The organism is Methylomicrobium lacus (assembly GCF_041897535.1).
Taxonomy (GTDB): domain Bacteria; phylum Pseudomonadota; class Gammaproteobacteria; order Methylococcales; family Methylomonadaceae; genus Methylomicrobium; species Methylomicrobium lacus_A.
Genome location: NZ_CP169217.1, coordinates 2,395,883 through 2,419,336 on the forward strand (window position 1 = coordinate 2,395,883; position 23,454 = coordinate 2,419,336).

General features: G+C 56.2%; 27 protein-coding genes. 15 read left to right on the plus strand and 12 right to left on the minus strand.

Features of this window, described 5'->3' with window-relative positions; all coding sequences use genetic code 11:
* Positions 1 to 2 precede the first annotated feature (2 nt).
* The 7 genes from prmA to cutA all read right to left on the minus strand — a co-directional run bounded on the left by prmA (position 3) and on the right by cutA (position 6,460).
* Complete coding sequence (prmA, locus tag ACEPPP_RS10480) at positions 3 to 881, minus strand: 50S ribosomal protein L11 methyltransferase (RefSeq protein ID WP_374086450.1); 879 nt, start codon at positions 879 to 881, stop codon at positions 3 to 5.
* A gap of 123 nt (positions 882 to 1,004) precedes the next feature.
* Positions 1,005 to 2,348 (minus strand): acetyl-CoA carboxylase biotin carboxylase subunit, encoded by a 1,344-nt coding sequence (gene accC / locus ACEPPP_RS10485; protein ID WP_374086452.1) that lies wholly within the window; start codon positions 2,346 to 2,348, stop codon positions 1,005 to 1,007.
* 11 nt (positions 2,349 to 2,359) lie between these two features.
* Positions 2,360 to 2,803 carry an acetyl-CoA carboxylase biotin carboxyl carrier protein gene (accB, locus tag ACEPPP_RS10490; RefSeq protein ID WP_374086454.1) on the minus strand — a complete coding sequence of 148 codons (444 nt, stop codon included), beginning with the start codon at positions 2,801 to 2,803 and terminating at the stop codon, positions 2,360 to 2,362.
* A gap of 2 nt (positions 2,804 to 2,805) precedes the next feature.
* On the minus strand, positions 2,806 to 3,252 hold the full coding sequence (gene aroQ, locus ACEPPP_RS10495) for a type II 3-dehydroquinate dehydratase (protein WP_374086456.1): 447 nt from the start codon (positions 3,250 to 3,252) through the stop codon (positions 2,806 to 2,808).
* Positions 3,253 to 3,405: 153 nt separating this feature from the next.
* Complete coding sequence (locus tag ACEPPP_RS10500) at positions 3,406 to 3,921, minus strand: TlpA family protein disulfide reductase (protein ID WP_374086457.1); 516 nt, start codon at positions 3,919 to 3,921, stop codon at positions 3,406 to 3,408.
* Entirely contained in the window at positions 3,918 to 6,152 is a 2,235-nt protein-coding gene (locus tag ACEPPP_RS10505) for a protein-disulfide reductase DsbD (protein WP_374086458.1), read from the minus strand. Before ACEPPP_RS10505 ends, ACEPPP_RS10500 begins: the two co-directional genes overlap by 4 nt.
* Positions 6,134 to 6,460 (minus strand): divalent-cation tolerance protein CutA, encoded by a 327-nt coding sequence (gene cutA / locus ACEPPP_RS10510; RefSeq protein ID WP_374086460.1) that lies wholly within the window; start codon positions 6,458 to 6,460, stop codon positions 6,134 to 6,136. The genes ACEPPP_RS10505 and cutA overlap by 19 nt, the downstream gene beginning before the upstream one ends.
* Positions 6,461 to 6,561: 101 nt before the next feature.
* Here cutA and ACEPPP_RS10515 point away from each other — a divergent pair, with 101 nt between their 5' ends.
* Positions 6,562 to 7,008, plus strand: coding sequence for an FxsA family protein (locus tag ACEPPP_RS10515; protein WP_374086462.1), 447 nt, complete (start codon positions 6,562 to 6,564; stop codon positions 7,006 to 7,008).
* A gap of 54 nt (positions 7,009 to 7,062) precedes the next feature.
* Here the strand turns inward: ACEPPP_RS10515 and ACEPPP_RS10520 are convergent, their stop codons facing one another.
* A complete protein-coding gene (locus tag ACEPPP_RS10520) occupies positions 7,063 to 7,281 on the minus strand; it encodes a DUF2892 domain-containing protein (protein ID WP_374086463.1) in 219 nt (72 codons plus the stop codon).
* A 130-nt stretch (positions 7,282 to 7,411) separates the two neighbouring features.
* Between ACEPPP_RS10520 and uvrD the strand changes: the two genes are divergently transcribed.
* The 8 genes from uvrD (at position 7,412) to ACEPPP_RS10560 (ending at position 15,091) form a co-directional block, all read left to right on the plus strand.
* Positions 7,412 to 9,589 carry a DNA helicase II gene (gene uvrD, locus ACEPPP_RS10525; RefSeq protein WP_374086465.1) on the plus strand — a complete coding sequence of 726 codons (2,178 nt, stop codon included), beginning with the start codon at positions 7,412 to 7,414 and terminating at the stop codon, positions 9,587 to 9,589.
* 89 nt (positions 9,590 to 9,678) lie between these two features.
* Complete coding sequence (locus ACEPPP_RS10530) at positions 9,679 to 10,461, plus strand: M48 family metallopeptidase (RefSeq protein WP_374086467.1); 783 nt, start codon at positions 9,679 to 9,681, stop codon at positions 10,459 to 10,461.
* Positions 10,462 to 10,464: 3 nt separating this feature from the next.
* Entirely contained in the window at positions 10,465 to 11,661 is a 1,197-nt protein-coding gene (gene dapC / locus ACEPPP_RS10535; RefSeq protein ID WP_374086468.1) for a succinyldiaminopimelate transaminase, read from the plus strand.
* Positions 11,662 to 11,669: 8 nt separating this feature from the next.
* Positions 11,670 to 12,488: a 2,3,4,5-tetrahydropyridine-2,6-dicarboxylate N-succinyltransferase gene (dapD, locus tag ACEPPP_RS10540; RefSeq protein ID WP_374086470.1), complete on the plus strand. Its 819-nt coding sequence runs from the start codon at positions 11,670 to 11,672 to the stop codon at positions 12,486 to 12,488.
* Between the two features lie 68 nt (positions 12,489 to 12,556).
* Positions 12,557 to 12,799 (plus strand): hypothetical protein, encoded by a 243-nt coding sequence (locus ACEPPP_RS10545; RefSeq protein ID WP_024299148.1) that lies wholly within the window; start codon positions 12,557 to 12,559, stop codon positions 12,797 to 12,799.
* A complete protein-coding gene (locus ACEPPP_RS10550; RefSeq protein WP_374086472.1) occupies positions 12,799 to 13,158 on the plus strand; it encodes an ArsC family reductase in 360 nt (119 codons plus the stop codon). The genes ACEPPP_RS10545 and ACEPPP_RS10550 overlap by 1 nt, the downstream gene beginning before the upstream one ends.
* A complete protein-coding gene (dapE, locus tag ACEPPP_RS10555) occupies positions 13,155 to 14,282 on the plus strand; it encodes a succinyl-diaminopimelate desuccinylase (protein ID WP_374086473.1) in 1,128 nt (375 codons plus the stop codon). Before ACEPPP_RS10550 ends, dapE begins: the two co-directional genes overlap by 4 nt.
* Positions 14,283 to 14,476: 194 nt before the next feature.
* Positions 14,477 to 15,091, plus strand: coding sequence for a Uma2 family endonuclease (locus ACEPPP_RS10560; RefSeq protein ID WP_374086475.1), 615 nt, complete (start codon positions 14,477 to 14,479; stop codon positions 15,089 to 15,091).
* Between the two features lie 112 nt (positions 15,092 to 15,203).
* On the opposite strand, the gene ACEPPP_RS10565 is transcribed toward ACEPPP_RS10560, so the two are convergent.
* Complete coding sequence (locus ACEPPP_RS10565) at positions 15,204 to 17,099, minus strand: exo-beta-1,3-glucanase (protein WP_374086476.1); 1,896 nt, start codon at positions 17,097 to 17,099, stop codon at positions 15,204 to 15,206.
* Positions 17,100 to 17,217: 118 nt separating this feature from the next.
* Here ACEPPP_RS10565 and ACEPPP_RS10570 point away from each other — a divergent pair, with 118 nt between their 5' ends.
* The 5 genes from ACEPPP_RS10570 to ACEPPP_RS10590 all read left to right on the plus strand — a co-directional run bounded on the left by ACEPPP_RS10570 (position 17,218) and on the right by ACEPPP_RS10590 (position 20,248).
* Positions 17,218 to 18,078, plus strand: coding sequence for an oxaloacetate decarboxylase (locus ACEPPP_RS10570; RefSeq protein ID WP_374086478.1), 861 nt, complete (start codon positions 17,218 to 17,220; stop codon positions 18,076 to 18,078).
* A 179-nt stretch (positions 18,079 to 18,257) separates the two neighbouring features.
* Positions 18,258 to 19,238, plus strand: a complete 981-nt coding sequence (locus tag ACEPPP_RS10575; RefSeq protein WP_374086481.1) for a hypothetical protein — start codon at positions 18,258 to 18,260, stop codon at positions 19,236 to 19,238.
* 123 nt (positions 19,239 to 19,361) lie between these two features.
* Positions 19,362 to 19,496, plus strand: a complete 135-nt coding sequence (locus tag ACEPPP_RS10580) for a type II toxin-antitoxin system HicB family antitoxin (protein WP_374086483.1) — start codon at positions 19,362 to 19,364, stop codon at positions 19,494 to 19,496.
* A 71-nt stretch (positions 19,497 to 19,567) separates the two neighbouring features.
* Positions 19,568 to 19,699: a type II toxin-antitoxin system HicA family toxin gene (locus ACEPPP_RS10585; protein WP_374086485.1), complete on the plus strand. Its 132-nt coding sequence runs from the start codon at positions 19,568 to 19,570 to the stop codon at positions 19,697 to 19,699.
* A 24-nt stretch (positions 19,700 to 19,723) separates the two neighbouring features.
* The gene (locus ACEPPP_RS10590) at positions 19,724 to 20,248 is read left to right on the plus strand and encodes an SRPBCC family protein (RefSeq protein WP_374086487.1); all 525 of its coding nucleotides are present in this window, start codon (positions 19,724 to 19,726) and stop codon (positions 20,246 to 20,248) included.
* A gap of 415 nt (positions 20,249 to 20,663) precedes the next feature.
* On the opposite strand, the gene ACEPPP_RS10595 is transcribed toward ACEPPP_RS10590, so the two are convergent.
* The 3 genes from ACEPPP_RS10595 to ACEPPP_RS10605 all read right to left on the minus strand — a co-directional run bounded on the left by ACEPPP_RS10595 (position 20,664) and on the right by ACEPPP_RS10605 (position 22,768).
* Positions 20,664 to 21,176, minus strand: a complete 513-nt coding sequence (locus ACEPPP_RS10595; RefSeq protein WP_374086489.1) for a hypothetical protein — start codon at positions 21,174 to 21,176, stop codon at positions 20,664 to 20,666.
* Positions 21,177 to 21,292: 116 nt separating this feature from the next.
* Complete coding sequence (locus ACEPPP_RS10600) at positions 21,293 to 22,177, minus strand: fructosamine kinase family protein (protein ID WP_374086491.1); 885 nt, start codon at positions 22,175 to 22,177, stop codon at positions 21,293 to 21,295.
* Between the two features lie 24 nt (positions 22,178 to 22,201).
* Positions 22,202 to 22,768 carry a cytochrome c gene (locus ACEPPP_RS10605; RefSeq protein WP_374086493.1) on the minus strand — a complete coding sequence of 189 codons (567 nt, stop codon included), beginning with the start codon at positions 22,766 to 22,768 and terminating at the stop codon, positions 22,202 to 22,204.
* Between the two features lie 191 nt (positions 22,769 to 22,959).
* On the opposite strand from ACEPPP_RS10605, the gene ACEPPP_RS10610 reads away from it, so the two are divergent.
* Entirely contained in the window at positions 22,960 to 23,436 is a 477-nt protein-coding gene (locus ACEPPP_RS10610) for an NUDIX hydrolase (RefSeq protein WP_374086495.1), read from the plus strand.
* The last annotated feature ends 18 nt before the right edge of the window (positions 23,437 to 23,454 follow it).

Sequence of the window (23,454 nt, forward strand, 5' to 3'; positions counted from 1 at the left end):
ACCTAGCGTTTCAATCCGTCCAGACGTATCCAGTCTTCCTGCTGCGTCGGCGCGTTCAATTCGATCAGAGCACGGTAAGCGTCCGCGACCTGCTCGGTCTGTTCGGCCAGAATGCCGGACAGAATCAGCGCGCCGCCCGGAACGACCAGTTCAGAAATGCGCGCGCTGAGTTCGCACAAAGGCTTCGCGAGAATGTTCGCCAGCACGATGTCCGCCTGCATCGCCGGCAATTGTTCCGGCAGATACACCTTGATCTTGTCCTGCACCGCATTTTTTTCGGCGTTGCTGAGGGTCGCGGTCAATGCCTGCGGATCGATATCGACCGCGTGCGCGACCTTCGCGCCGAGCAGCACCGCCGCCACCGCGAGAATGCCGGAGCCGCAGCCGTAATCGATCACGGTCTTGCCCGCCAGATCGTGCTCCGCCAGCCATTCGAGGCAGAGCGCGGTGGTCGGATGCGTGCCGGTGCCGAAGGCGAGGCCCGGATCGAGCAGCATGCAGACCGTGCCCGGCTCCTCTTGTTCCTGGCCGGTCGGACAGACCCAGAGTTTATCGGCGAATTTCATCGGGTGATAATATTCCATCCAGGCGCGTTCCCAGGCCTGGTCCTCGATCAGCTCCTGCCGCCAGTCGCGCAGCAGGGCCGCGTCGAATGCCTGGCGCACGCGCGAAGTCACGCCGTCGATATCCGCATCCAGCTCGTACAGCGCGATCACTTCGGTGTTGCTCCATATCTTGGTTTCGCCGATCGCGGGTTCGTACACCGGTTCGTCTTCGGCGTCCATATAGGTTACCGACACCGCGCCGAGATCGCTGAACAGGTCGGCGACTGCGGGAGCGGTCTTTTCATCGGTAATCACGGTAATTTGTTGCCAGGCCATGCGGAGAGTCGTGTTGAAAATTGAACGTTCCATTCATTCGAATGGGAAGCGGTACGTAACGCTGGTCACGCACCGCGGGAATGCTGTCGGCGCTCCCGCGCAGAGCGCGGGAACGCGCATGGATTAATAAAGCCCGAGCTTCTTTTCCAAATAATGGATATTCTGCCCGCCGGCCGCGAAGGCGCTGTCGCTCATGATGTCCTGCTGCAGCGGAATATTGGTCTTGATGCCTTCGATGATGATTTCGCTGAGCGCGGTGTTCATCCGCGCGATCGCGCTCTGGCGGTCTTCGCCGTGCGCGATCAGCTTGCCGATCATCGAATCGTAATACGGCGGCACCTTGTAGCCGTTATAGATGTGCGTCTCGCAGCGGATGCCGGGGCCGCCGGGCATGTGGAACTGATCGATCGTGCCGGGACACGGCATGAAAGTCCTCGGGTCTTCCGCGTTCAGTCGGCATTCGATCGCGTGGCCGGTCAGCTTGACCTGCTCCTGGGTGATCGACAGACGTTCGCCGGCCGCGATGCGGAGCTGCTCCTTCACGATGTCGAAACCGGTCACCATCTCGGTAACCGGATGCTCGACCTGCACCCGGGTATTCATCTCGATGAAATAAAACTCGCCCTTTTCATACAAGAACTCGAAGGTGCCGGCGCCCAGATAACCGATGTCGACGCAGGCCTTCGCGCAGCGCTCTCCGATCAGTTTACGCTGCGCCTCGGTGATGCCGGGCGCGGGCGCTTCCTCGACGACTTTCTGATGGCGGCGCTGCATCGAACAGTCGCGCTCGCCCAGATGGATCGCGTTGCCGTGGGAATCGGCCATCACCTGGAATTCGATGTGGCGCGGGTCTTCGAGGAATTTTTCCATGTAGACCGTCGCGTTGCCGAAGGCGCTGGCGGCTTCGGCCTTGGTCATGTTGATCGCGTTCAACAGCGCCGCTTCGGTATGGACCGTGCGCATGCCGCGTCCGCCGCCGCCGCCGGCCGCCTTGATGATGACCGGATAGCCGATCTCGCGCGCGAGCTTCAGGTTCTTCTCCGGATTATCCGAGAGCGGATCGCCGTTGCCGGGCACGCAGGGAATACCGGCCGCGATCATCGCCTTCTTCGCCGAGATCTTGTCGCCCATCAGTCGGATCGTGTCCGCGTTCGGGCCGATGAAGACGAAACCGCTCTGTTTGACCTTTTCCGAAAAATCGGCGTTTTCGGCCAGGAAGCCGTAGCCCGGATGGATCGCTTCGGCGTCGGTCACCTCGGCCGCGCTGATGATCGCGGGAATGTTCAGATAGCTGTCGGCCGACGGCGCAGGTCCTATGCAAACCGACTCGTCCGCCAGACGCACATGCTTCAGATTGCGGTCCGCTTCCGAATGCACCGCGACGACCTTCACGCCGAGTTCCCGGCAGGCGCGCAATATCCTGAGCGCGATTTCGCCACGATTGGCGATCACAATTTTGTCGAACATAAAGTGCTCCGTTATTCGATCACAAACAACGGCTGGCCGTATTCGACAGGCTCGGCGTTCTCGACCAGGATCTTGGTGACGGTGCCGCTCTTGTCCGCTTCGATCTGATTCAGGATCTTCATCGCCTCGATGATGCAGAGCGTGTCGCCCGCCTGCACCTTTTGGCCGACATCGGTAAACGGCTTCGCGCCCGGCGACGCGGAGCGGTAGAAGGTGCCGACCATCGGCGACTTGACGACATGGCCGGTGATCACCTCTTCACTCGGCGCAGCGGCCGGCGCTGCCGCGACCGGGGCCGCAAGCGGCGCCGCCGGCTGCGGTGCATAGGCGACCGGAGCGGGCGCTGCGGAATAGCGGCTGATGCGGACGAATTCTTCGCCCTCCTTAATCTCAATTTCGGCGATGCCCGATTCTTCGATAATCTCAATCAGTTTTTTTATTTTTCTAATATCCATGATTAATGTCTCTCGGCTAGTATCTGATGTGCGGCCAGTAAGGCCAGTTCGTATCCTGTTGCCCCCAACCCGGAAATCACGCCTTTCGCAATGTCCGAAAAATAGGAGTGTTTTCTAAACGGTTCACGCGCGTGCACATTGGACAGGTGCACCTCGATGAACGGAATCTGGGTCGCGAGCAGGGCGTCGCGGAGCGCCACGCTGGTATGCGTGAATGCGGCCGGATTGATGATGATGAAATCGACCCGGTCATGATAGGCCTGATGCACTTGGCCTACGATTTCGTGTTCGGCGTTGGTTTGATGAAAATCCAGCCGATGGCCGAAGCCCTCGGCCATGCCGGCCAAGGTTCGCCTGATGTCTTCCAGCGTTTTGTTGCCGTAATGACCGGGCTCGCGGATCCCCAATAAATTCAGATTTGGCCCGTTCAAAACGGTAATCGACGCCATGATGCAACCTGCAAGTGAAAAACGGCGGAAATTATCCCACAATTCCCGCGCAATTTGCAGAGTGTACTCTAAATATATTAATTTTCCAGGAAGATAGCGTCAATACGCCGGAGTTTTGCCGCTATTCCGCAAAAAAAGTGCCGGCGAGACGGATCATTTCAGTAGCTGGTCGAGGCTTTGTCCCAGCTCCGGCTTCGAGAATTTACCGAGGTGCCGGTACCGTATCAGTCCCGCGCGATCGACAACGACCGTATAAGGTACCGCCTCGGCATTGTTCCCCATTTGCGCGGCCAGCGCCATGCCCTGGTCGCCGGCGATCAGCGTCGGATAATTGATCTTGGCCGAATTAAGGTATTCCTCGACCGGCTCCTTGTCCTCGAGCGCGATGCCGAGCACCTGCACGCCCTGCGCCGCATAGTGCTGCTGCAAGGCGACCAGGTCGGGCATTTCCTCGCGGCAGGAAGGACACCAGGTCGCCCAGAAATTGATCACGAGGAGCTTGCCCTTCCATTCGCCGATCGAACGGGGCTTGCCGGATACATCGGACAGCGTGAATTCCGGCAAGGGCGAGGCGTCGGTTTCCGGGGCCGGATACATGCTGTAGCGCAGCGCGATACCGCCGGCCAGCGCGAAGAGCCCGATCAAAATCACGATGGCTGCGTTTTTCATGGTTTGACCCGTTGCAAGGTTTCGATGAAGGTGTCGCTGTCCTGATAGCCGATCACCCGCTGCGTGGTGCGCTCCTGTCGGTCGGGGCCGAAAAACAGGATCGCTGGCGGACCGATCAGCTGGAATTTCGCGAGCATAGCCTGATCTTCCTCCGAATTTTGCGTCACATCGGCCTGGAGCAGCACGAACTCGCTCAGCTGCTTCTTCACGGCCGGGTCGGTAAAGGTATAGGCTTCCATCTCCTTGCAGGCGATGCACCAGTCCGCATAAAAATCGAACATCACGGTGCGGCCCTCGGCACTCGCTTCCTGAAGCCGTTGTTCGAGTTCCTTCAGGTTAGCGACGCGGCGGAAGGCGAGTCCTTCCGGCTTGGGCGCGGCGGCGCTCGCGCCGCCGATCAATACGCCATGCAAGGGTTTCAAAGGATTGGTGCCACCGCCGCTGACGCCGATCAGCAATAACAGGCCGTAAGCCAGCATGATCAGGCCAACGCCTTTCCACAGCTTGCGCCAGCCGCTGCAGTGTTCGGGCAGAGGGTCCAGCGCGCTCAGGTAGACCGAAGGAATGATCAACAGCATCGCCCACAGCAGCATCGAGACCGCCGGCGGCAGAATCCGGCTCAGCATCCAGGCCGCCATCGCGAGCATGATCACGCCGAACACGCCCTTGGTCGCATTCAGCCAGGCACCGGCCTTCGGCAGCAATTTGCCGGCCGAGGCGCCGACCAGTAATAACGGCGCCCCCATGCCCATGCCCATCGCGAACAAGGCGCTGCCGCCGAGCACCGCATCGCCGGTCTGGCCGATATAGATCAAAGCCGCGGCCAACGGCGCTGCGACACAGGGACCGACGATCAAGGAGGACAAGGAGCCCATGATCGCAGAGCCCCAGAGCGAACCGTCGCGGTGCCTTTCGCTCGAATTATGCAACTTGGCCTGCCAGGACTTCGGCAATTCGAGGTGATAGAAACCGAACATCGACAACGACAGCGCGACAAAAACGGCGCTGAATGCCCCGATGATCCAGGGCTGCTGGAAGGTCGTTTGCAGATTGCCGCCGAACAACGCGGCCAGGATGCCGAACAGCGTATAAGTCAAGGCCGACGCGACCACATAACTGAGCGACAGCATCAGCGCGCGCACGGTCGTGATCTGACGGTGGCCGACGATGATGCCGGACAGTATCGGAATCATCGGAAAGATGCAGGGCGTAAACGCCAGCAATAGGCCGAAGCCGAAGAAGCTGGCCAAGGTCATGCCGAGGCTGTCCTGTTTGAGCAACTGCACGATCCGGTCCTGCTCGGACAAGCCGGGCTCAGGCTTCGGAACGGCCGCCGCCATCTGCTGCGCCACCGGCAAGTTCAGGCTCACTTCCTTGCTCATCGGCGGGTAACAGACGCCGCGCTCGGCGCAGCCCTGATATTGCGCTTTCAAAACAATCGTCTGCGCGGCCTGGCCGCCGCGGTTCAACGGCAAGTCGAGATTCAATTCGTCATGAAAAACCTCGACCTGCCCGAATTCCGGGTCCTCTTTCGGATCGCCGTGCGGAAGCTCATACCGGCCCAGCGTCGTGCCGCCCGCATTGATCAATTCGAGCTGGGTTTTTTCCCGGTACATGTAATAGCCGGGCGCGATCTGCCAGTTCACCTGCAAGGTATTGGCATCCCCGACCGCCGCCGAAAACTGAAAGGCCTGATCCGGCTTCAGCAACTCGTCCTGCGCCGACGAGGCCAGGCCGGTGATGCCCTTGACCAGATTAGACAGCGGATTGGAAGCAGGCGCCGGCGATGATGCGGCGGCGGCAGGCAGCGCGATGTCGAGCGTCTTTTTTTGCGGCGGGTAACACACGCCCTGATCCGAACAGCCCTGATAGCGCACCTCTACGGCCACCGATTCTGCCGTATTGCCGGCGGCGACCGGCACCGGCACCGTCAGTTTGTTTCGGTAATGGATCGTATCGCCGAGCACTTCATCATGCTTAGTCTTGCCTTCCGGAAAGCCGGGAGCCCCGAGCTCGACGCCGGCGGTCTTCGACTCGAAGCGCATGTTCTTCTGGTAGAGAGAGAAACCTTCTGCAATGTCCCAGGAGAATTCGAGCTGGCCGCGCGACAGCGCCTGCGCCGAAAGCTTGAACGCCTGGTCGGGCGGCAACAAGTCTTCGCTGTTCAGCGCGAAGGCCGCGTTCCGGGCGGTGAGCAACAGACAGAAAAAAATTAGTTGGTAGATACGCATGCATCGATCCAGTTCAGATAATCAGGCAATCCCTGCGCGATTGGCAAGGCGATGATTTCGGGTAAGTCATAGGGATGCAGATCGCGTATCGTCCGTTCGATGAGCGGATAGCAGTCCCTTGTCGATTTGATCAGTAACAGATGTTCTTCGGCCGTTTCGAGCCGGTCTTGCCAGGTATAAACCGAAGTCAGGCCGGGCAGGATGTTCACGCAGGCGGCCAGACGGGCCTCGACCAGCCTAAGCGCGATTTTTTCGGACGTGTCCCGGTCCGGACAGGTGCAAAGAATCAATTCGACGTGGTTCGGCATGTTTTGCTGGCAAAAAAACGAAAGGCGGATATTATGCTAGAAATTCGCCGGCATTACCCTTAATATTGCTTAATCAGTCAGACTTAAAATCAAGCTTTTAAATGAAAATTTTCCAGATATTGTTCCTGTTCTTTCTGCTCGTCCCGTTTGCGGAAATTTATTTGCTGCTGACGGTCGGCGGCATCATCGGCGCCTTTCCGACGATCGCGCTGGTCGTGTTTACCGCGGTGCTCGGCGCATCGCTGCTCAGAAAACAGGGCTCCGAAACCTTCCGGCGCTTTCAGGAAAATCTGGCGCAAGGCGGCATTCCGACCTATGAGATCATCGAAGGGCCTATCCTGCTGGTCGGCGGCGCCTTGCTGCTGACGCCCGGCTTCATTACCGACATGATGGGATTTGTCTGCCTGATTCCGGCCCTGCGCAGAAAAGTCGCGCAATATGTGATCGAAAAACATCTGATCCAGGTGATGCAGTCGGGCAGTCCGTTTCGCCCGCGCAGCGCGGCCTCCGCCGATGCCCTTGAAGGCGAGTATCGGAAAGAAGACTAATCCGGCGAAGCCAGGCTCAGAACCGGACCGCCGGCGTTCTGAGCCTGCTCGGCATTATTCGCCGGCCGAACCCGAATCCGCGGTTTCGCAGGTATTCTTGCCGAAGCCGGAATAAGCCGGGCACCAGCCCCAAAAGCCGGTCGCAATCAGGACGCAGCCGGCCACCAATAAAAAAATCGACGCGGTAACGACCGAGATCAAAAACAGCGCGGCGCCGCCGTAAATGCGGTATTTCTTTTCTTTCTCGCCGACATTGTGTTCAAATTTCAACATACGTTTAAAATCAAAACTCATCTTCTTACCCTCACTGTGTAATTGTTATTGTTCCGTAAAACACGGCCCTGTCTGTCACTCCCAGAACCGGACAAATATACACAGCCACACAAAATGTGCAAGCAATAAAATGATCGACGTCACCGACCTACTCGACCCCTTGAACGATGCCCAGCGCCAGGCGGTCACCGCGCCCTCGCAGGCGATGCTGGTTTTGGCCGGCGCCGGCAGCGGCAAGACCCGCGTGCTGGTGCACCGGATCGTCTGGCAGATCCAGGTGCAGGGCGTCTCGCCGCACGGCATTCTGGCGGTCACCTTCACGAACAAGGCCGCCCGCGAAATGCGCGGACGCATCGAGGAACTCTTGCAGCGGCCGACCCACAATCTGTGGATCGGCACCTTCCACGGCCTCGCGCACCGCCTGCTGAGACGCCACGCGCGCCAGGCGAAGCTGCCGGAAACCTTTCAGGTGATGGATAGCGCCGATCAGCTCAGGGTGATCAAGCGCATCCTGCAGGCGTTGAACCTCGACGAGGCCAAATGGCCGCCGAAACAGGTGCAATGGTTCATCAACGCGCAGAAGGACGAGGGCGTCCGCGCCCGCCACATGCCGGAGACCGGCGATCTGTATATGCGGCAGATGATCGCGATCTACCGCGCCTACGAGGAATTGTGCGACCGCTCCGGCCTGGTCGATTTCGCGGAGCTTTTGCTGAGAGCCCACGAACTCCTGCGCGACAATCCGGACGTCTTGTCCTTCTATCAAGAACGCTTTCAACAGGTGCATGTGGACGAGTTCCAGGACACCAATACGATCCAGTATGCCTGGCTGCGCCTTCTGACCCAGGACAAAAACAACCTGTTCGTGGTCGGCGACGACGACCAGTCGATCTACGGCTGGCGCGGCGCCCGAATCGAAAACATCTACAGCTTCCAGAAGCATTTCCCCGGTCACGAAGTCATCAAGCTCGAACAGAACTACCGCTCGACCGGCAACATCCTGAAAGCGGCGAATCAGGTGATCGCGCACAACGAAGGCCGGCTCGGCAAGGAACTGTGGACCGAAGCGGGCGAAGGCGAGCCGATCTCGCTGTATGCGGCCTTCAACGAACAGGACGAAGCGTTTTTCGTGATCGAGCGCATCCGCGCCTGGATCAAGGAAGGCGGCGCGCGCGCAGATACCGCGATCCTGTACCGCTCGAACGCGCAGTCCCGCCAATTCGAGGAACGGCTGGTGCAGGCCGGCATTCCCTACCGCGTCTACGGCGGTCTGCGCTTCTTCGAACGCGCCGAAATCAAGAACGCGCTGGCCTATCTCCGGCTGATCGCGAACCGCGACGACGACGTCTCGTTCGAACGGGTCGTGAACACCCCGACCCGCGGCATCGGCGCGAAAACGGTCGACGACCTCCGCGTGATCGCGCGCGATCGCGGCACCTCCTTATGGCGCGCCGCCAGGATCATGCTCGAACACGGCATGTTGAGCGCCCGCGCGGGCAACGCGCTGGCCGGGTTCATGCAGCTGGTCGACCGTATGGCCGCCGAAACCGAGGGCATGGAACTGTTCGAACAGGTCAAACGGACCGTCGAGAAATCCGGACTGATCGAGTTCTATCAGAACAGCAAGGGCGAACAGGGCGAGGAGAAAGTCGAAAACCTCGAGGAACTGGTCAACGCCGCGCGCCTGTTCGACCCGGCTATCGACAATGAAGACAACCTCGGCCCGCTCGAACTGTTCCTGGCGCATGCCGCGCTCGAGGCCGGAGAGATGCAGGGCGAGGACTTCGACGACTGCGTGCAGCTGATGACCCTGCATTCGGCCAAGGGCCTCGAATTCAAGGTCGTGTTCATGGTCGGCATGGAAGAAGGCCTGTTCCCGTCGCTGCAATCGGTCGAGGATCCCAAACGCCTCGAAGAAGAACGCCGGCTGTGCTATGTCGGCATGACGCGGGCGATGCAGACTTTATACATGACCTACGCCGAATCCCGGCGCCTGTACGGACGCGAAAACTATCCGCGGCCCTCCAGGTTTCTGCGCGAAATTCCGGCCGAATACCTCCAGGAAGTTCGCCTCCGCGCCCAGGTCAGCCGTCCGGCCGCGGCAACACCCCTTAAAACAGCGGCATCCGCCTCGCTCTCGGTCAGCCAATATAAACTCGGCCAGCGCGTCAGCCATGCGAAGTTCGGCGAAGGCGTGATCCTGCAACTCGAAGGCCAGGGCGCGCAGGAACGCGCGCAGATCAATTTCAAGGCCGCGGGAGTCAAATGGCTGATGCTGGCTTATGCAGGATTGGCGGCCTTGCCCTGAAAGCGCATCGCGCCGCCACGCATAATCCTAACCCGCAACAATCAAGATACGTTAAAATGAGCCTTTTCCAACTTTAAAGCGCCGCCATCATGTTGAAAAAATTTTGCACCGCATTAGCGACGGCATTCGTACTGACCGCCTGCATCACCAGTCCGACCGGACGAAGTCAATTGATCTTGCTGCCCGATTCGCAAGTCGACCAGATGGGATTGCAAGCCTTCGAAACGTTGAAACGCGACAAACCGATCAGCACCAACGCGCGTTACAATCAGGTCGCCAACTGCATCGCCGGCAACATCACGCAAAGCACCGGCGGCAGATGGGAAGTCGTGGTCTTCGAGGACGATTCGTTTAACGCCTTCGCATTGCCCGGCAACAAGATCGGCGTCTATACCGGCCTGTTCAATCTGGTCGCGAATCAGGACCAGCTGGCCGCGGTGATCGGCCATGAAATCGGTCACGTGCTGGCCAAGCACAGCGCGGAACGCGCCTCGCAGGAGCTGGCGGTCAATTCGGGCATGTCGATCCTGCAAGCGATGACCAATCCGCAATCGCAGATGGGCCAGGCCGCTTTCGGCATGCTCGGACTCGGCGCGGAATACGGTGTCCTGATGCCTTACGGGCGGACGCAGGAGAGCGAAGCGGACATCATCGGCGTCGATTTGATGGCGAGAGCCGGTTTCGATCCGCGCCAAAGCATCAACCTGTGGCAAAGAATGGATCAAGCGACGCAGGGGCAACAAACCGCCGAATTCATGTCGACTCACCCCTCGCATGCCACACGGATTCGCGACCTCGAACAGCACATGCCGCAGGCCATGGGCCTTTTCCAACAGGCGCAAGCCACGGGCAGACGCCCGCAGTGCCAATAAACGATGACGCCGTATTTACAACAGCTCCAGCCCTACCCGTTCGAAAAACTCGCGGCGCTGAAACAGGGCATCACGCCGCCCGCCGGCAAGGCGCACATCGCCTTGTCGATCGGCGAGCCGGCGCATCCGACGCCGCACCTGATTCAGGAAGCGCTGCTGACGCATCTGCACGGTCTGTCGAATTATCCGACTACGAAAGGATTGCCGGAGCTGCGGCAGACCATCGCCGGCTGGCTGACCCGCCGTTTCGGGCTTAAAGAAGGGCTATTGAACCCCGAGACACAGATACTGCCGGTCAGCGGCACGCGCGAGGCCTTGTTCTCGTTCGCGCAATGCCTGATCGACAAGACCCAAAATCCGGTCGTCGTGATGCCGAACCCGTTCTATCAGATCTACGAAGGCGCGGCGCTGCTCGCGGGCGCGGAGCCCTATTTCCTGAACACGGTCGAGGCGAACGCCTATCTGCCCGATTTCGACGCGGTTCCCGAGCAAGTCTGGCGGCGCTGCCAGCTGCTTTACATCTGCACGCCCGGCAATCCGAGCGGCGCGGTGATCGCGCGCGAAAGCTTGATCAAATTGCTCGAACTGGCCGAAAAATACGATTTCGTGATCGCCTCGGACGAGTGCTACAGCGAGCTTTACGACGACGAAAACAGCCCGCCTCCGGGCCTGCTCGAAGCGGCATATGCAGTAGGCAATACCGAATTCAAGCGCTGCGTGGTATTCCACAGCCTGTCGAAACGCTCGAATGCGCCGGGCCTGCGCTCCGGCTTCGTCGCGGGCGATGCGGCGATCCTGCAGGACTATTTCAAATACCGGACCTATCACGGCGCGGCGCTGCCGTTGCCGACCCAGCATGCGAGCATCGCGGCCTGGCAGGACGAGAAGCACGTGATCGAAAACCGCCGCCTGTACCGGGAAAAATTCGCCGCGGTGATCCAGATCCTGAACGATGTCAGTACATTGCATAAACCGCCCGCCGGTTTTTATCTCTGGCTCAAGACGCCGATCGACGATACCCGATTCGCGCAGCAATTGTTCGCGCAGGAAAACGTGACCGTGCTGCCGGGCAGCTATCTGTCCCGCGATTTCGGCGGCTTCAATCCGGGCCGGAATCATGTCCGCATCGCGCTGGTCGCGCCGCTCGAAGAATGTGTCGAAGCGGCCCTGCGCCTCAAAAATTTCCTTAACACACTTTAAAAACAAGCATGACTGAATTAGAAAACATCATCAACGCCGCGTTCGAACAGCGCGCCGACATCACCCCGGCCAACGTTTCGCAGGAAGTGCGCGGCGCGGTGCAGGAGTGTCTTAAGCTGCTCGACACCGGCAAGGCGCGGGTCGCGGAAAAGAAAGGCGGCGACTGGGTCACCCACCAATGGCTGAAAAAGGCGGTGCTGTTGTCGTTCCGGATCAATGAAAACCGGCTGATGGACGGCGGCAATACCCGCTATTACGACAAGGTCGAATGCAAGTTCGCGAACTACAGCGAAGACGATTTCGCGAAGGCCGGCGTGCGCGTCGTGCCGAACGCGGTCGCCCGCCGCGGCTCCTACATCGCGCCCGGCGCGATCCTGATGCCGTCCTACGTGAACATCGGCGCCTATGTCGATAGCGGCACGATGGTCGATACCTGGGTCACGGTCGGCTCCTGCGCGCAGATCGGCAAGAACGTGCATCTGTCCGGCGGCGTCGGCATCGGCGGCGTGCTGGAACCGTTGCAAGCCGGCCCGACCATCATCGGCGACAACTGTTTCATCGGCGCGCGTTCCGAGATCGTCGAAGGCGTGATCGTCGAAGACGGCTGCGTGATTTCGATGGGCGTGTATATCGGCCAGAGCACCAAGATCTATAACCGGATGACCGGCGAAATCACCTACGGGCGCATCCCGGCCGGCTCGGTCGTCGTCTCCGGCAACCTGCCGTCAGCGGACGGCAAATATAGCCTGTACTGCGCGGTGATCATCAAGCAGGTCGACGAAAAGACGCGCAGCAAGACCGGCATCAACGAACTGCTTCGCGACTGATCATTTGTCATTTACGACCGGGATAATACGTCCCGGTTTTTTCTTCCACCCACCCATCCGGATCTCCCATGAGCGAAAATCTTTCCAATAACGCGATCATCTATGCCCTGCTGTCTCTGAACAGCGAAATCCTTCTGCAAAAAGAGTATCTGGAATCCGACGATGTGCCGGAAGAAGACCTCGACAACGAGCAAGACATTCTGGACGACCTCGAACAGGCCTTCATGGAATTCGTCGATGTGTACAAGGGCCGCTGCAAGGCCGACAAATCATTGCCCGACCTGGACGAATTGTTGAACAGCCAATTGTAATGATCACGCTGTACGGAATAAAAAACTGCGACACCTGTAAAAAGGCGCGGCAGTGGCTGGAGCAGCACGGCATCGACCATCGTTTTCATGATTACCGTGTCGACGGCTTGCCGCCCGAGCTGCTGCAACGCTTCATCGACGGCCTCGGCTGGGAAAAGCTGCTGAACAAGAGCAGCACCAGCTGGAGGCAGTTGAGCGCGGACCAACAGACCGATCTGACGCAAGAGAAAGCGGTCGCCTTGATGCTCGAAACGCCGACCTTGATCAAACGCCCGGTTCTGGAGTGCGGCAATACCCTGACACTCGGCTTCAAGGCCGATCAATACGAAGTACTGAACTTGAAGGACGCCAAAGGATGAGCGCAACGCTGGAACTATTGAAGGATTTGATCGGCCGCGAGTCGGTCACGCCGAAGGATGAAGGCTGCCAGGACGTGCTGGCCGCGCGGCTCGCGCCTCTGGGTTTTAACGAGGAAAGGCTGAATTTCGCGGACACGCAGAATATCTGGCTGAGACGTGGCGATGCGAAACCGTTGTTCGTCTTCCTCGGCCATACCGACGTGGTGCCGACCGGCCCGCTGGAGGCTTGGCAGTCGCCGCCGTTCGAACCGACGATCCGGGGCGGCAGACTGTATGGCCGCGGCGCGGCGGACATGAAAGGCAGCATCGCGGCGTTCACGACCGCTTTAGAGCGTTTCCTTACCAAGCATCCGGATCATGAAGGCTCGATCGCTGTCATGATGACCAGCGACGAGGAAGGCATCGCGACGCACGGCGTCGTGAAGGTCGTCGAGGTGCTCGAAGCGCGTAATGAAAAGATCGACTGGTGTCTGGTCGGCGAACCGTCCAGCGACAAAAAGATCGGCGACGTGATCCGGGTCGGACGGCGCGGCTCGTTATGCGCGAAACTGACCGTCGCGGGCATTCAGGGCCATGTCGCCTACCCCGAACTGGCCGAAAACCCGATCCATGCCTTCGCGCCGGCGCTGAAGGAATTGACCGAGGAAGTCTGGGATAAAGGCAACGCGTTTTTCCCGCCGACCAGCCTGCAAGTCTCGAATATTCATTCGGGCACCGGGGCCGAGAACATCATCCCCGGCTCGGTCGAGGTGCTGTTCAACCTGCGCTTCTGCACCGAGCTCGACGAAGAGACGATCAAACAGCGCACGCAGGCGATCCTCGACCGTCACGGCCTGAACTACGCCATTCAGTGGCGCCTGTCCGGCAATCCGTTTCTGACTTCGAAAGGCAGGCTGATCGATGCGGCGCATGAAGCGATCAAAACGGTGACCGGCTACGACACGCACGACGACACCGGCGGCGGCACCTCGGACGGACGCTTCATCGCGCCGACCGGCGCGGAGGTGATCGAACTCGGCCCCTTGAACGAGAGCATCCACAAGGTCAACGAGAATGTCGGGCTTCAGGATCTGGAGACCCTGTCGGCGATCTATGAACAGCTATTGATCAAGCTGCTGGCGTAGCCCACTGATGCGGTCAGCTTCGCAACATGCTGACCGCAGTCTCGATTGGTGACCAGCCATGTCGTGTGATCATCCTGAAACGGGTTTTAAGGAATTCGGTCAAAAATGATTTCCGTAAGCCATCATAGGCCTGCCAGGTTTTCGGCGAGGAAGTGATGCCGTCATCTTCTTTAGTTGATCAGGACTTAACCGCCATGCCAAAAATTACCCATCTGTCGCAACTGGACTTGAATCAGACTTACAGCTACGCCGATTATGTGACCTGGAAATTTGATGAAACGGTCGAGCTGATCAAGGGCAAAATCATGCTGATGTCGCCGGCTCCGAATGTCAGGCACCAAGACATTTCGACCCGCCTAACGGCACTGTTACATAATTTTTTCAAACGCAAAAATTGCCGCGTGTATGCCGCACCCTTTGACGTGCGTCTATACGACCGCAAAAAATCCATTCTGGCCAGCAAGGACATCCATACGGTCGTGCAGCCCGATTTATGCGTGATCTGCGACACCAGCAAGCTGGACGCCCAGGGCTGCAACGGCGCGCCCGAATGGATCATCGAAATCCTTTCGAAAGGCAACTCCAAAAAAGAAATGCAGATCAAATACGATCTGTATGCGGAAAGCGGCGTCGGCGAATATTGGCTGGTTTATCCCTACGAACAGGCGATCTATCAGTTCATATTGGATGAAAACGGGCGTTACCAATTGAAGGCGATGTATCCGAATAGCGGCACGGCGGTGCCGCATGTGTTTCCGGAATTGGCGATCGATTTGAGCGAAGTGTTCGAAGGCCTTGATGACGATTAAATTCAGCCGTTCATGCTGAAGCACGAACGGCTTACCGTAGGGTGCGCAATGCGCACCTATTCGATGTCCCGATGGTCAACGGAATCCTCCCAAACGGTATGCGCGGCATACCTTACGCAATTTCCTGTTTTCTCTGCCCTCCAAACCACAAAGGCAGCGCCAGCACCAGCAAACTACCGAGCCAATACAGCATCTGGCAATTGGTCACGGTATAAATCACGGCCGTTTGCAGCCGCTCGCCGAAATCGGGATACGCTTCGATGAAATCGTGGCCGATCATGAACGCATAGGTTTCGCCGACGATCAAGGCCGGCACCGCCAGGATCAAAACCCAGGCCAGTAGCCTGAACGGCAACAGAATAATCAGCGCCGCGATCAATAATACCCAACCTTGCAGCTGGCTATAGGTCAAGGTGGTCATGAAACCGGCGTAAAGCCTGTCCGCGAAGACCGGGTAAGCGGTCGGGAAATTGGTGCCGATCATGATCTGATAGGTTTCGAAAGCCACGAGCGCCACGCCGGCGACCGCCAACAGCGCGCTCAATTTGCATACGCCATCCGTCTTTTCAGGCTCGCCGACGATGCCGGCCAAGACTTGCCGCCAGTTGCGCTCGCCGCCGATTAAACCGAGTACCAGCAAGCCCAACGTGCCGAAAACCGGGATCAAGGTCAACGGATACGGAATGTTCAGATAGCGCCCGTTCAAGCCCAACGCCTGCGACTTATAGAAGGCCAACGCGATAAAAATCAGAAACAGATAGCGGCTCCAGACCGGCAGACAGGCGCAGCCGCCCGCCACTCGCAGCAATTCCGCGCCGCGCTGGATCAGCAACGCAGCGAGGGCGATGCCGAGAACCGCGATCGACAGCGCATGAAAACGCTCCAGGTTGTTGTAGCTGGTGTACCAAAGATCGGCGGTCTGATTGACCTGCAAGGCGCAGAGCAACTGCGCGAAGCCGACGAATGCGAATAATGGCAAAGCCGAAAGCGTCTGCAGGCGTTTGGCGTAAAAGCCGACCACCAGCGCGGCCAACAATCCCGCCACCCACACCCGCAGCGGCCAATTCGGATTTTCGACGACCTTGCCGGTCAACGGAAACACCGGCTCGCGATCGACCGAATAAAGCCCCCAGCTCGCGCCGACCACGCCTTCCAGCTTGCTTTTCCAGGGCTGGTTAAACGCCTCGACGACGTTGATGTCGAAGCCGTTTTTGTTCGCGACCTGCACCAGCGAGCGGATGAACTTGGCTTCGTTCACCACGCTCGGCACCGCGGGGCCGCGCTGCCGCCCCGCGCTCGGCCAGCCCGATTCGCCGATCAGGATCGGTTTTCCGGGGTAGGCATCGCGGATCCTTTGATAATTCTTCACGATATGTTCGGCGGTTTTATCGACCGTCAACGGCTCGTCTTCCCAGTACGGCAGGATGTGGACCGTAAAGAAATCGACTTCCTTCGCGATTTCGGGATAGCGCATGTAGAACGACCAGACATCCGCATAAGACACCGGCTGCTTGACCGCCTGTTTGACCCTTCGGATATAGCTCAACAATTGCTCGGGTTCGAGCTCGCCGCGCAGCAGCACTTCGTTGCCGACGATGACCCGGGTGATCACGTCCGGATAGGCGTTCGCCGCCTTGATCAACGCGGCAATCTCTTCCTCGTTTTCCTTCGCGATAGTCGGGCCGCCGATCCAGGCGCCCTGAATCATTTTCAGGCCGTATTTGCGCGCCAGCGCCGGCACATCGGTCAGTCCTTTCGAACTCGCGTAGGTACGGATCGTGTGCGATTGACCGGCCAACAGGCGTAAATCCTCGTCGATTTCCTGAGTACTCGGAAAGACCTGCGTCAACGGACTCTGACCTTCCCGAAACGGCGCAAACGAAACACTGTTGACCTTGCCCTCAGGCACATCGACGCCGGCGTCCTGCGGCAGATTGTTCAGCCAGGTGATCAAGGCATTGGCAACCACCACCAACGCGATAAAGAAAAGGGTCCGTGCAAGTTTCATAAGTCAAGGAAAGCTCTACGAAAAAAATATAGCCTGCTATCATAGCGCACCGCAGGCCGGGATTGCCAATTAGAGTGGCATGAACGGCATCTCCACTTTTACACGCACCACAAAATCGATGAAAAACACACTCCGAACCCTGATCGAACAGCCCGGCATCAAAGCCGCTCCCGCCGTATATGATTGTTTGGGCGCGATGGTCGCCGAGCAGGCGGGATTCGAATTTCTCTTTACCAGCGGCTTCGGCCTATCGGCTTCTTTACTCGGCAAGCCGGACATGGGTTATCTGACCGCCAGCGAGACGATAGCCGCGGCCTGCCGGATCGCGAACAGCGTTTCGATTCCGTTAATCGCCGACATGGACACCGGCTACGGCAATCCGCTGAACGTGATCCGCACGGTGCAGGAAATCACGGGTTCGAAAGTCGCCGGCATCATCCTGGAGGATCAGGAATGGCCGAAAAAATGCGGCCATTTCGAAGGCAAACGGGTGATTCAGGTGCAGGAGCAAGTCGAAAAAATCAAGGCCGCGGTCTATGCGCGCGGCGATTCGAACCTGGTCATAGTCGGCCGAACCGATGCCCGCGCGATCGAGGGTCTACAGGGAGCGATCGCAAGAGGCGAACATTATCTCGAAGCCGGCGCGGACGTGTTGTTCATCGAGGCGCCGCAGTCCCGGGATGAACTGAAAGAGATCGCCCGACACTTTGCCGGCGTCCCGCTGTTCGCGAATATCATCGAAGGCGGCAAGACTCCGAATCTGTCGGTGCAGGAGCTTGAAGAGATGGGCTACAAGCTGGCGGCTTTTGCCTTGTCCGGCTTGTTTTCGGTGACCCAGGCGTTGCAGGATTGCTTCAGCCGCCTGAAGCAGGACGGATCTACCGAAAATATCAATAAAGATCTGTCATTTGAACAATTCAAAGAAGTGATCCATATCGATAAGCATATTGATATGGAAAGAAAATTTTGTCTTCGTTGAATCCTGTTGACAAAATCGCTTTAACTTATCGCGATGGAAAAGGATTGTTATCAAAACTAAGTGCAAAGCCATGATGATAAATTTTTTGACAACTGATCATAGACGAGTGTACAAGATAGCCAAAATAAATATCGATCAACTAAACAAATAATTTCTTATGCCTTATGAGGAATATTTATATGGCAAGTGATGAAATGCTCGAATTTGTCGAGAATGAGAAAAATAAGCGAAAGCAGTATTCCTTGATGTTTGACGAGCTTAAGTCTCGTGAAGAGGAATTAAGAAAACAGATCGCATATCAACAATCAGTAATAGCGCATCAAGAAGCTCTTCTGGAAGAGAAACAGAAAAAAATAAAGGAAGAACAGCTTGCCAGAGAAGAGGCTTTTCAAAAAGAACTAAAGGAACGAGAAAAACTATTTGAAAAACGTGAAGAAAGCATTTTCTATCGACAAAAAAACATGGAAGAGGTTTTGAACCAAAGAATGGCGGTGATAGACAGTCTTAACATAAAGCTAAAAACTGAGATTACTGAAAGAGAAAAGGCTCTACAAGTCGCTACTGAAGAATTAGAGCAAGAAAAAGCTAAATACAGAGAGGAAAGCAGAAAACAAATACAATCCAAGTCAAATGATTATGTAAGCACTGCATTGTCTGGCTTGGAAACTAAAGAAAATAACTTTCATTTTATGTCTAAACTATGGTCTTTTGTCGGTGCTTCGGCAATTATATTGGGTATAATTTTTATTATGTATGCCACATTCAGTGGAGCCAGTGATTTTCATAATAGCTCAGGATTTACTTGGTCATATTTTTTATATGTAACATTTCGCGGCCTTATAGTGATAGCAATGTTTATAGCTCTCGCTCGCTATGCATTTTTATTTAGTAATTCGTATATGCATGAATCCCTTAAAAGCGGAGAAAGGCGTCATGCAATTAATTTTGGGAAGTTTTACTTAGAAGCATATGGCGCTGATGCTAATTGGTCACAAATAAAAGAAGCTTTTCAGCACTGGAATATTAGCAATGAGAGCGCTTTTACAAAGAAGCAAGGGGTAGAATTTGACCCTAAAATTCTGGAGAATGCGCTTGAAATCTGCAAGGTTTTAAAAAATTCACCACAGGAAGCTGATAAAAATAGTAACGAAAAGTCATAGCACAGGACCGATGGGCTTCGTACATCAGCGTTGTAGTTGTAATTTAGCGGTAAAATGCAACGCTAGGAGTTATATTCCAGCAAATGGTTTAAATAACAGCCAATTTACATTCGGAGAAATTCTATGAAATTCAACGTGACGATTGATCGTGATGAAGATGGTGTTTGGATTGTTGAATGCCCATCCATTCCTGGCTGTGTCAGCCAAGGTCAAACCAAGGATGAAGCACTGGAAAACATCGCTGATGCCATTTACTAATGCCTTCAAGTTCGTTCCGAACAGGGGTTGCCTTTGACCATTGAGACGCGGCAAATTGAGGTGGCGGCATAATGCCGCCTTCTCTTCCAGTTCTGAGCGGACGTGAGATTGTTCGGACCTTTGAAGCCTTTGGTTGGCATGTTGCTCGGCAAAGCGGTAGCCACATCGTAATGGTTAAAGCTAGCGAAAAAACATGCCATTAAATATTATTTGCATGGAGAAAAGAAATGATCGAATCCATTGTTATCGCAGTTGTCGTTCTGCTCGCCGCCCTGCTGATCTATGCGACGACTAGACCCGATACCTTCCGCGTTGAACGATCAGCAACCATCAAAGCTCCCACAGAAAAAATCTTTCCCCTAATCAATGACTTTCGCCAATGGGAGACCTGGTCGCCCTGGGAAAAAGTAGACCCCGCGGTAAAACGCAGCTATAGCAGAGCCGCCAGCGGCGAGGGCGCGATCTATGAATGGAACGGCAACAAAGACATAGGCCAGGGTCGAATGGAAATCATCGAGTCATCGCCGACCTCCAAAGTCATCATCAAAATCGATTTCATCAAACCCTTCGAAGCTCACAATACCATCGAATTCAATCTCGTAACCCATGGCGACTCCACGATCGTTACCCAGGCCATGTATGGACCCTGTCCTTATATTTCCAAGTTGATAGGCATATTTTTCAGCATGGACAAGATGGTGGGACAAAAATATGAGGAAGGCCTCGCGAACCTAAAAGCCCTCAGCGAATAACTCTGTGGGCAAAAGCTGTGAGGGTTGTGGATAGGGCTGTGCAAAACATTGAGCTTGAACTTATCCACAATCCATCCACAAATTGACGGCCATCCGAACGACAACTTTAAAAATAGGTTAAACCATTAATCCTTATGACTTATTTCGACTTATCCACAGAAATTTCCAAGCTAATAGTAATAAATAAGTTTTAAATACTTTCATTTTATTATGATTAGAAGGCGCACCGCATTTTGGCGGAAAAAATGGATTCCTATAAAAATCAAAAGGATACGTCTATCAAAATACAACTACAGAATAAACCGCAAATACATCGTTGGCTTCGACTCCGCTCAGCCAACGGAAAAAATTAGCAACGTCCTGAACCTCGACTGTCCATGATCCTTTGAAGGGACCCTCCCTGACGTTCCTGGATTTATATATCCATGAACAACATCGGGAGGCCATAGGTCAAGACGAAATAGCCGAACGCCAAGACCAGACTCGCGGCGCGATCGTAGACAAAAACCTGCCGCAAAATATAGGCGACGATCGCGAGGTACCATAGCACCAACAGAACACCGATGCCGATCGAAATTTCTTCGGCTTTTTCCCGGTGCGTCATCACCATCCAGAAATACAATCCTTCGGTGAAGGTAGCCAGCGTCATGATGAAGTTTTCGCAAATGAAAATCGCCGTGAACAATTGATAAAAATACTGCCGTTTTTTGAGCAGAATCAACAACACGGTGATCGACGAAAACGCCATGATGGTTCGCAGTAAGACTTCCAGTGAGCCGTCTGCGGGATCGGCAATCAGGCCTTCAACGATCATTCCCGAGATCAGATAAAAAATCACCGTCTTCCACATGAACGATTTGGAAGGCGTTAAATCGAGGGGGTTATTGCGAAACCAGCAGAGCGCCAGGTATTTGATTAACAGACTCATGATCTAAATGCCGCACAAAAATAATGGTTATTTGGGGTCAGGAAAATTTGCCATTATACCGATAGTGCTTGTGCGTCGCGATAATCAGAATCTTAAGTGAGCCGGGGAGGAGATGGTTAAACGCCGAGTTCGGCCAGCAGTTGTAGTGTCATGTTTTCGGCCTGGCGCTGGTAGCCGCCGCCGAACAGATTCAGATGATTCAGGATGTGATAGAGATTGTAAAGCGTCTTGCGGACCGAATAGCCGGCATCGAGCGGCCAGGTTTCGTTATAGGCCTGATAGAATTCCCTGCCGTAGCCGCCGAACAATTCGGTCATCGCGATGTCGGCCTCGCGGTCGCCGTAATAACAAGCCGGATCGAAGATGACCGGATTTCCTTGTCTGTCCGCCGCGCTGTTGCCGGCCCAAAGATCGCCGTGCAGGAGCGACGGCTGCGGCCGGTAGCCGTCGAACAGTCCGCCCAAAGCGCTGTACAAGCGTTCGCCTTGGGTTTGCAGGCGACCTCCGTAGCCGTTCCGACCCGTCAACTGCAACTGAAACCCGAAACGCCGTTCGCGCCAGAATGCGATCCAGTCTTCGCTACGCGTATTGACTTGCGGCGTGCTGCCGATCGTATTGTCCCGGCGCCAGCCGAAATAAGGCTGTTTGTGCCCGTGCAATTCGGCCAGCTGTTGTCCGAGCAGGCGCTGCGCCTGCTGATTTGAGGCGCCGAATTCCAGATATTCGAGCACCAAAAAAGATTGCGCGCCTGCCTCGCCGTGCACGATCGGAGCCGGCGTGCGTACCGCGCCGGTGCCGGCGATTTCCTGCAAGCCGTCGAATTCGGCCGCGAACATGTCCGCCAAATCACGGCGGTTCAGCTTGACGAAATAAGACCGGTCCCGGCCTTGCAGCCGGTAGGCCGAGTTGATGTCGCCGCCGCTCAAAGGTTGCGCGGCGGCGAGGTGGAAGGCTTGACCGGTTACGAGACTGATTTGATCGGAAATCGCCTGCCAGTTCATAACGCCGCGCTCAACGGATGTCGATTAAAGCGAGCCGAAATAAGCCGCCAGCGCTTTCATGTCGTCCTCGGAAAGAGAGCCCGCCATGCCCTGCATCTGGCCGCTTTGACGGGTGCCCTCTTTGAAGTTCTTCAGCTGAGTCACCAAATAGCCGGGATGCTGTCCCGCCAGTCGTGGCATTTGCCCATTGCCTTGCGCCTGCCCGCCATGACAGCCGAGGCACATGCCGGCCTTACCTTCACCCGTTTTAGCCAATGCCGCATCGCCGCCGGCTTTCGCGGCGGGCTGGCTGGCAAAATAAGCGGCGACATTATCGATATCCTGATCATTCAAATTAGCGGCCATGCTCTGCATCATCGGATTGGCGCGGCTGCCGGATTTGAAGGCCTTCAGTTGCGCGGCCAGATAAGCCGGTTGCTGCGCCGCCAGATTCGGCCATTGCGCATTGCTGCTTTTGCCGTTCGGGCCATGGCAGCCGACACACATTGCGGCTTTCTCGGCGCCTGCCGCCGCATCGGCCGCCAGCGCCGGAACCGCATAGGAATAAGCCAGGACAAGACACGCAGACAGGGGATGCTTCAGTGAAAACATAATCTACCTCATAATGGTTATTATATGAATTAACTCTGGCTGGGTATTGAGTGCCGGAAAGGCCTTTTCAATATCCTTTTCACCAGTCTTTGGAACGCTCTGAGTGATCCTGCAACATACCATTTTAAGTATTCACAGACAACTAATATCCGTCCCTTGCATATCATAAAAAGTTCAACTGGTAGAGCCTAATGCAGCACAACACGAATCCCCCTTTTCCGGAACCGATGATCGGCGTCGGCGGCCTCTTGGTTAACAGGCAAAACCAGGTGTTGTTGATCAAGCGCGACAAACCACCCGCACAGGGACTCTGGTCGGTGCCGGGCGGCAAGCTCGAAGCCGGCGAATCGCTGATCGAATGCTGCCAGCGCGAAGTGAAGGAGGAAACCGGTCTGGAGGTGAACGTGCTATCGATCGCCGCGGTGGTCGAACGGCGGATCGAAAACTTTCATTATGTGATCGTCGATTTTTTGACCGAATTAGTGGACGAGCAAAATAATATCCCTATTGCGGCGAGCGATGTCTCGGAAGCGCGCTGGGTAGAACTCGAAAAAATCGGCGACTACCCCTTGGTGACCGGATTATCCGAAATCATCCAGCGCGCCGCGATCAACCAGTGTGGTGGCTTATCCGATAAAGACCTGACCGGCACGGACTTCATCCTCTAAACGGCCAGACTTGCCGGC

Bases quoted from the DNA above. Each gene is read 5' to 3' on its own strand.
- prmA (WP_374086450.1), bottom strand. From the start codon at position 881: ATGGCCTGGCAACAAATTACCGTGATTACCGATGAAAAGACCGCTCCC.
- accC (WP_374086452.1), bottom strand. From the start codon at position 2,348: ATGTTCGACAAAATTGTGATCGCCAATCGTGGCGAAATCGCGCTCAGG.
- accB (WP_374086454.1), bottom strand. From the start codon at position 2,803: ATGGATATTAGAAAAATAAAAAAACTGATTGAGATTATCGAAGAATCG.
- aroQ (WP_374086456.1), bottom strand. From the start codon at position 3,252: ATGGCGTCGATTACCGTTTTGAACGGGCCAAATCTGAATTTATTGGGG.
- ACEPPP_RS10500 (WP_374086457.1), bottom strand. From the start codon at position 3,921: ATGAAAAACGCAGCCATCGTGATTTTGATCGGGCTCTTCGCGCTGGCC.
- ACEPPP_RS10505 (WP_374086458.1), bottom strand. From the start codon at position 6,152: ATGCGTATCTACCAACTAATTTTTTTCTGTCTGTTGCTCACCGCCCGG.
- cutA (WP_374086460.1), bottom strand. From the start codon at position 6,460: ATGCCGAACCACGTCGAATTGATTCTTTGCACCTGTCCGGACCGGGAC.
- ACEPPP_RS10515 (WP_374086462.1), top strand. From the start codon at position 6,562: ATGAAAATTTTCCAGATATTGTTCCTGTTCTTTCTGCTCGTCCCGTTT.
- ACEPPP_RS10520 (WP_374086463.1), bottom strand. From the start codon at position 7,281: ATGTTGAAATTTGAACACAATGTCGGCGAGAAAGAAAAGAAATACCGC.
- uvrD (WP_374086465.1), top strand. From the start codon at position 7,412: ATGATCGACGTCACCGACCTACTCGACCCCTTGAACGATGCCCAGCGC.
- ACEPPP_RS10530 (WP_374086467.1), top strand. From the start codon at position 9,679: ATGTTGAAAAAATTTTGCACCGCATTAGCGACGGCATTCGTACTGACC.
- dapC (WP_374086468.1), top strand. From the start codon at position 10,465: ATGACGCCGTATTTACAACAGCTCCAGCCCTACCCGTTCGAAAAACTC.
- dapD (WP_374086470.1), top strand. From the start codon at position 11,670: ATGACTGAATTAGAAAACATCATCAACGCCGCGTTCGAACAGCGCGCC.
- ACEPPP_RS10545 (WP_024299148.1), top strand. From the start codon at position 12,557: ATGAGCGAAAATCTTTCCAATAACGCGATCATCTATGCCCTGCTGTCT.
- ACEPPP_RS10550 (WP_374086472.1), top strand. From the start codon at position 12,799: ATGATCACGCTGTACGGAATAAAAAACTGCGACACCTGTAAAAAGGCG.
- dapE (WP_374086473.1), top strand. From the start codon at position 13,155: ATGAGCGCAACGCTGGAACTATTGAAGGATTTGATCGGCCGCGAGTCG.
- ACEPPP_RS10560 (WP_374086475.1), top strand. From the start codon at position 14,477: ATGCCAAAAATTACCCATCTGTCGCAACTGGACTTGAATCAGACTTAC.
- ACEPPP_RS10565 (WP_374086476.1), bottom strand. From the start codon at position 17,099: ATGAAACTTGCACGGACCCTTTTCTTTATCGCGTTGGTGGTGGTTGCC.
- ACEPPP_RS10570 (WP_374086478.1), top strand. From the start codon at position 17,218: ATGAAAAACACACTCCGAACCCTGATCGAACAGCCCGGCATCAAAGCC.
- ACEPPP_RS10575 (WP_374086481.1), top strand. From the start codon at position 18,258: ATGGCAAGTGATGAAATGCTCGAATTTGTCGAGAATGAGAAAAATAAG.
- ACEPPP_RS10580 (WP_374086483.1), top strand. From the start codon at position 19,362: ATGAAATTCAACGTGACGATTGATCGTGATGAAGATGGTGTTTGGATT.
- ACEPPP_RS10585 (WP_374086485.1), top strand. From the start codon at position 19,568: ATGCCGCCTTCTCTTCCAGTTCTGAGCGGACGTGAGATTGTTCGGACC.
- ACEPPP_RS10590 (WP_374086487.1), top strand. From the start codon at position 19,724: ATGATCGAATCCATTGTTATCGCAGTTGTCGTTCTGCTCGCCGCCCTG.
- ACEPPP_RS10595 (WP_374086489.1), bottom strand. From the start codon at position 21,176: ATGAGTCTGTTAATCAAATACCTGGCGCTCTGCTGGTTTCGCAATAAC.
- ACEPPP_RS10600 (WP_374086491.1), bottom strand. From the start codon at position 22,177: ATGAACTGGCAGGCGATTTCCGATCAAATCAGTCTCGTAACCGGTCAA.
- ACEPPP_RS10605 (WP_374086493.1), bottom strand. From the start codon at position 22,768: ATGTTTTCACTGAAGCATCCCCTGTCTGCGTGTCTTGTCCTGGCTTAT.
- ACEPPP_RS10610 (WP_374086495.1), top strand. From the start codon at position 22,960: ATGCAGCACAACACGAATCCCCCTTTTCCGGAACCGATGATCGGCGTC.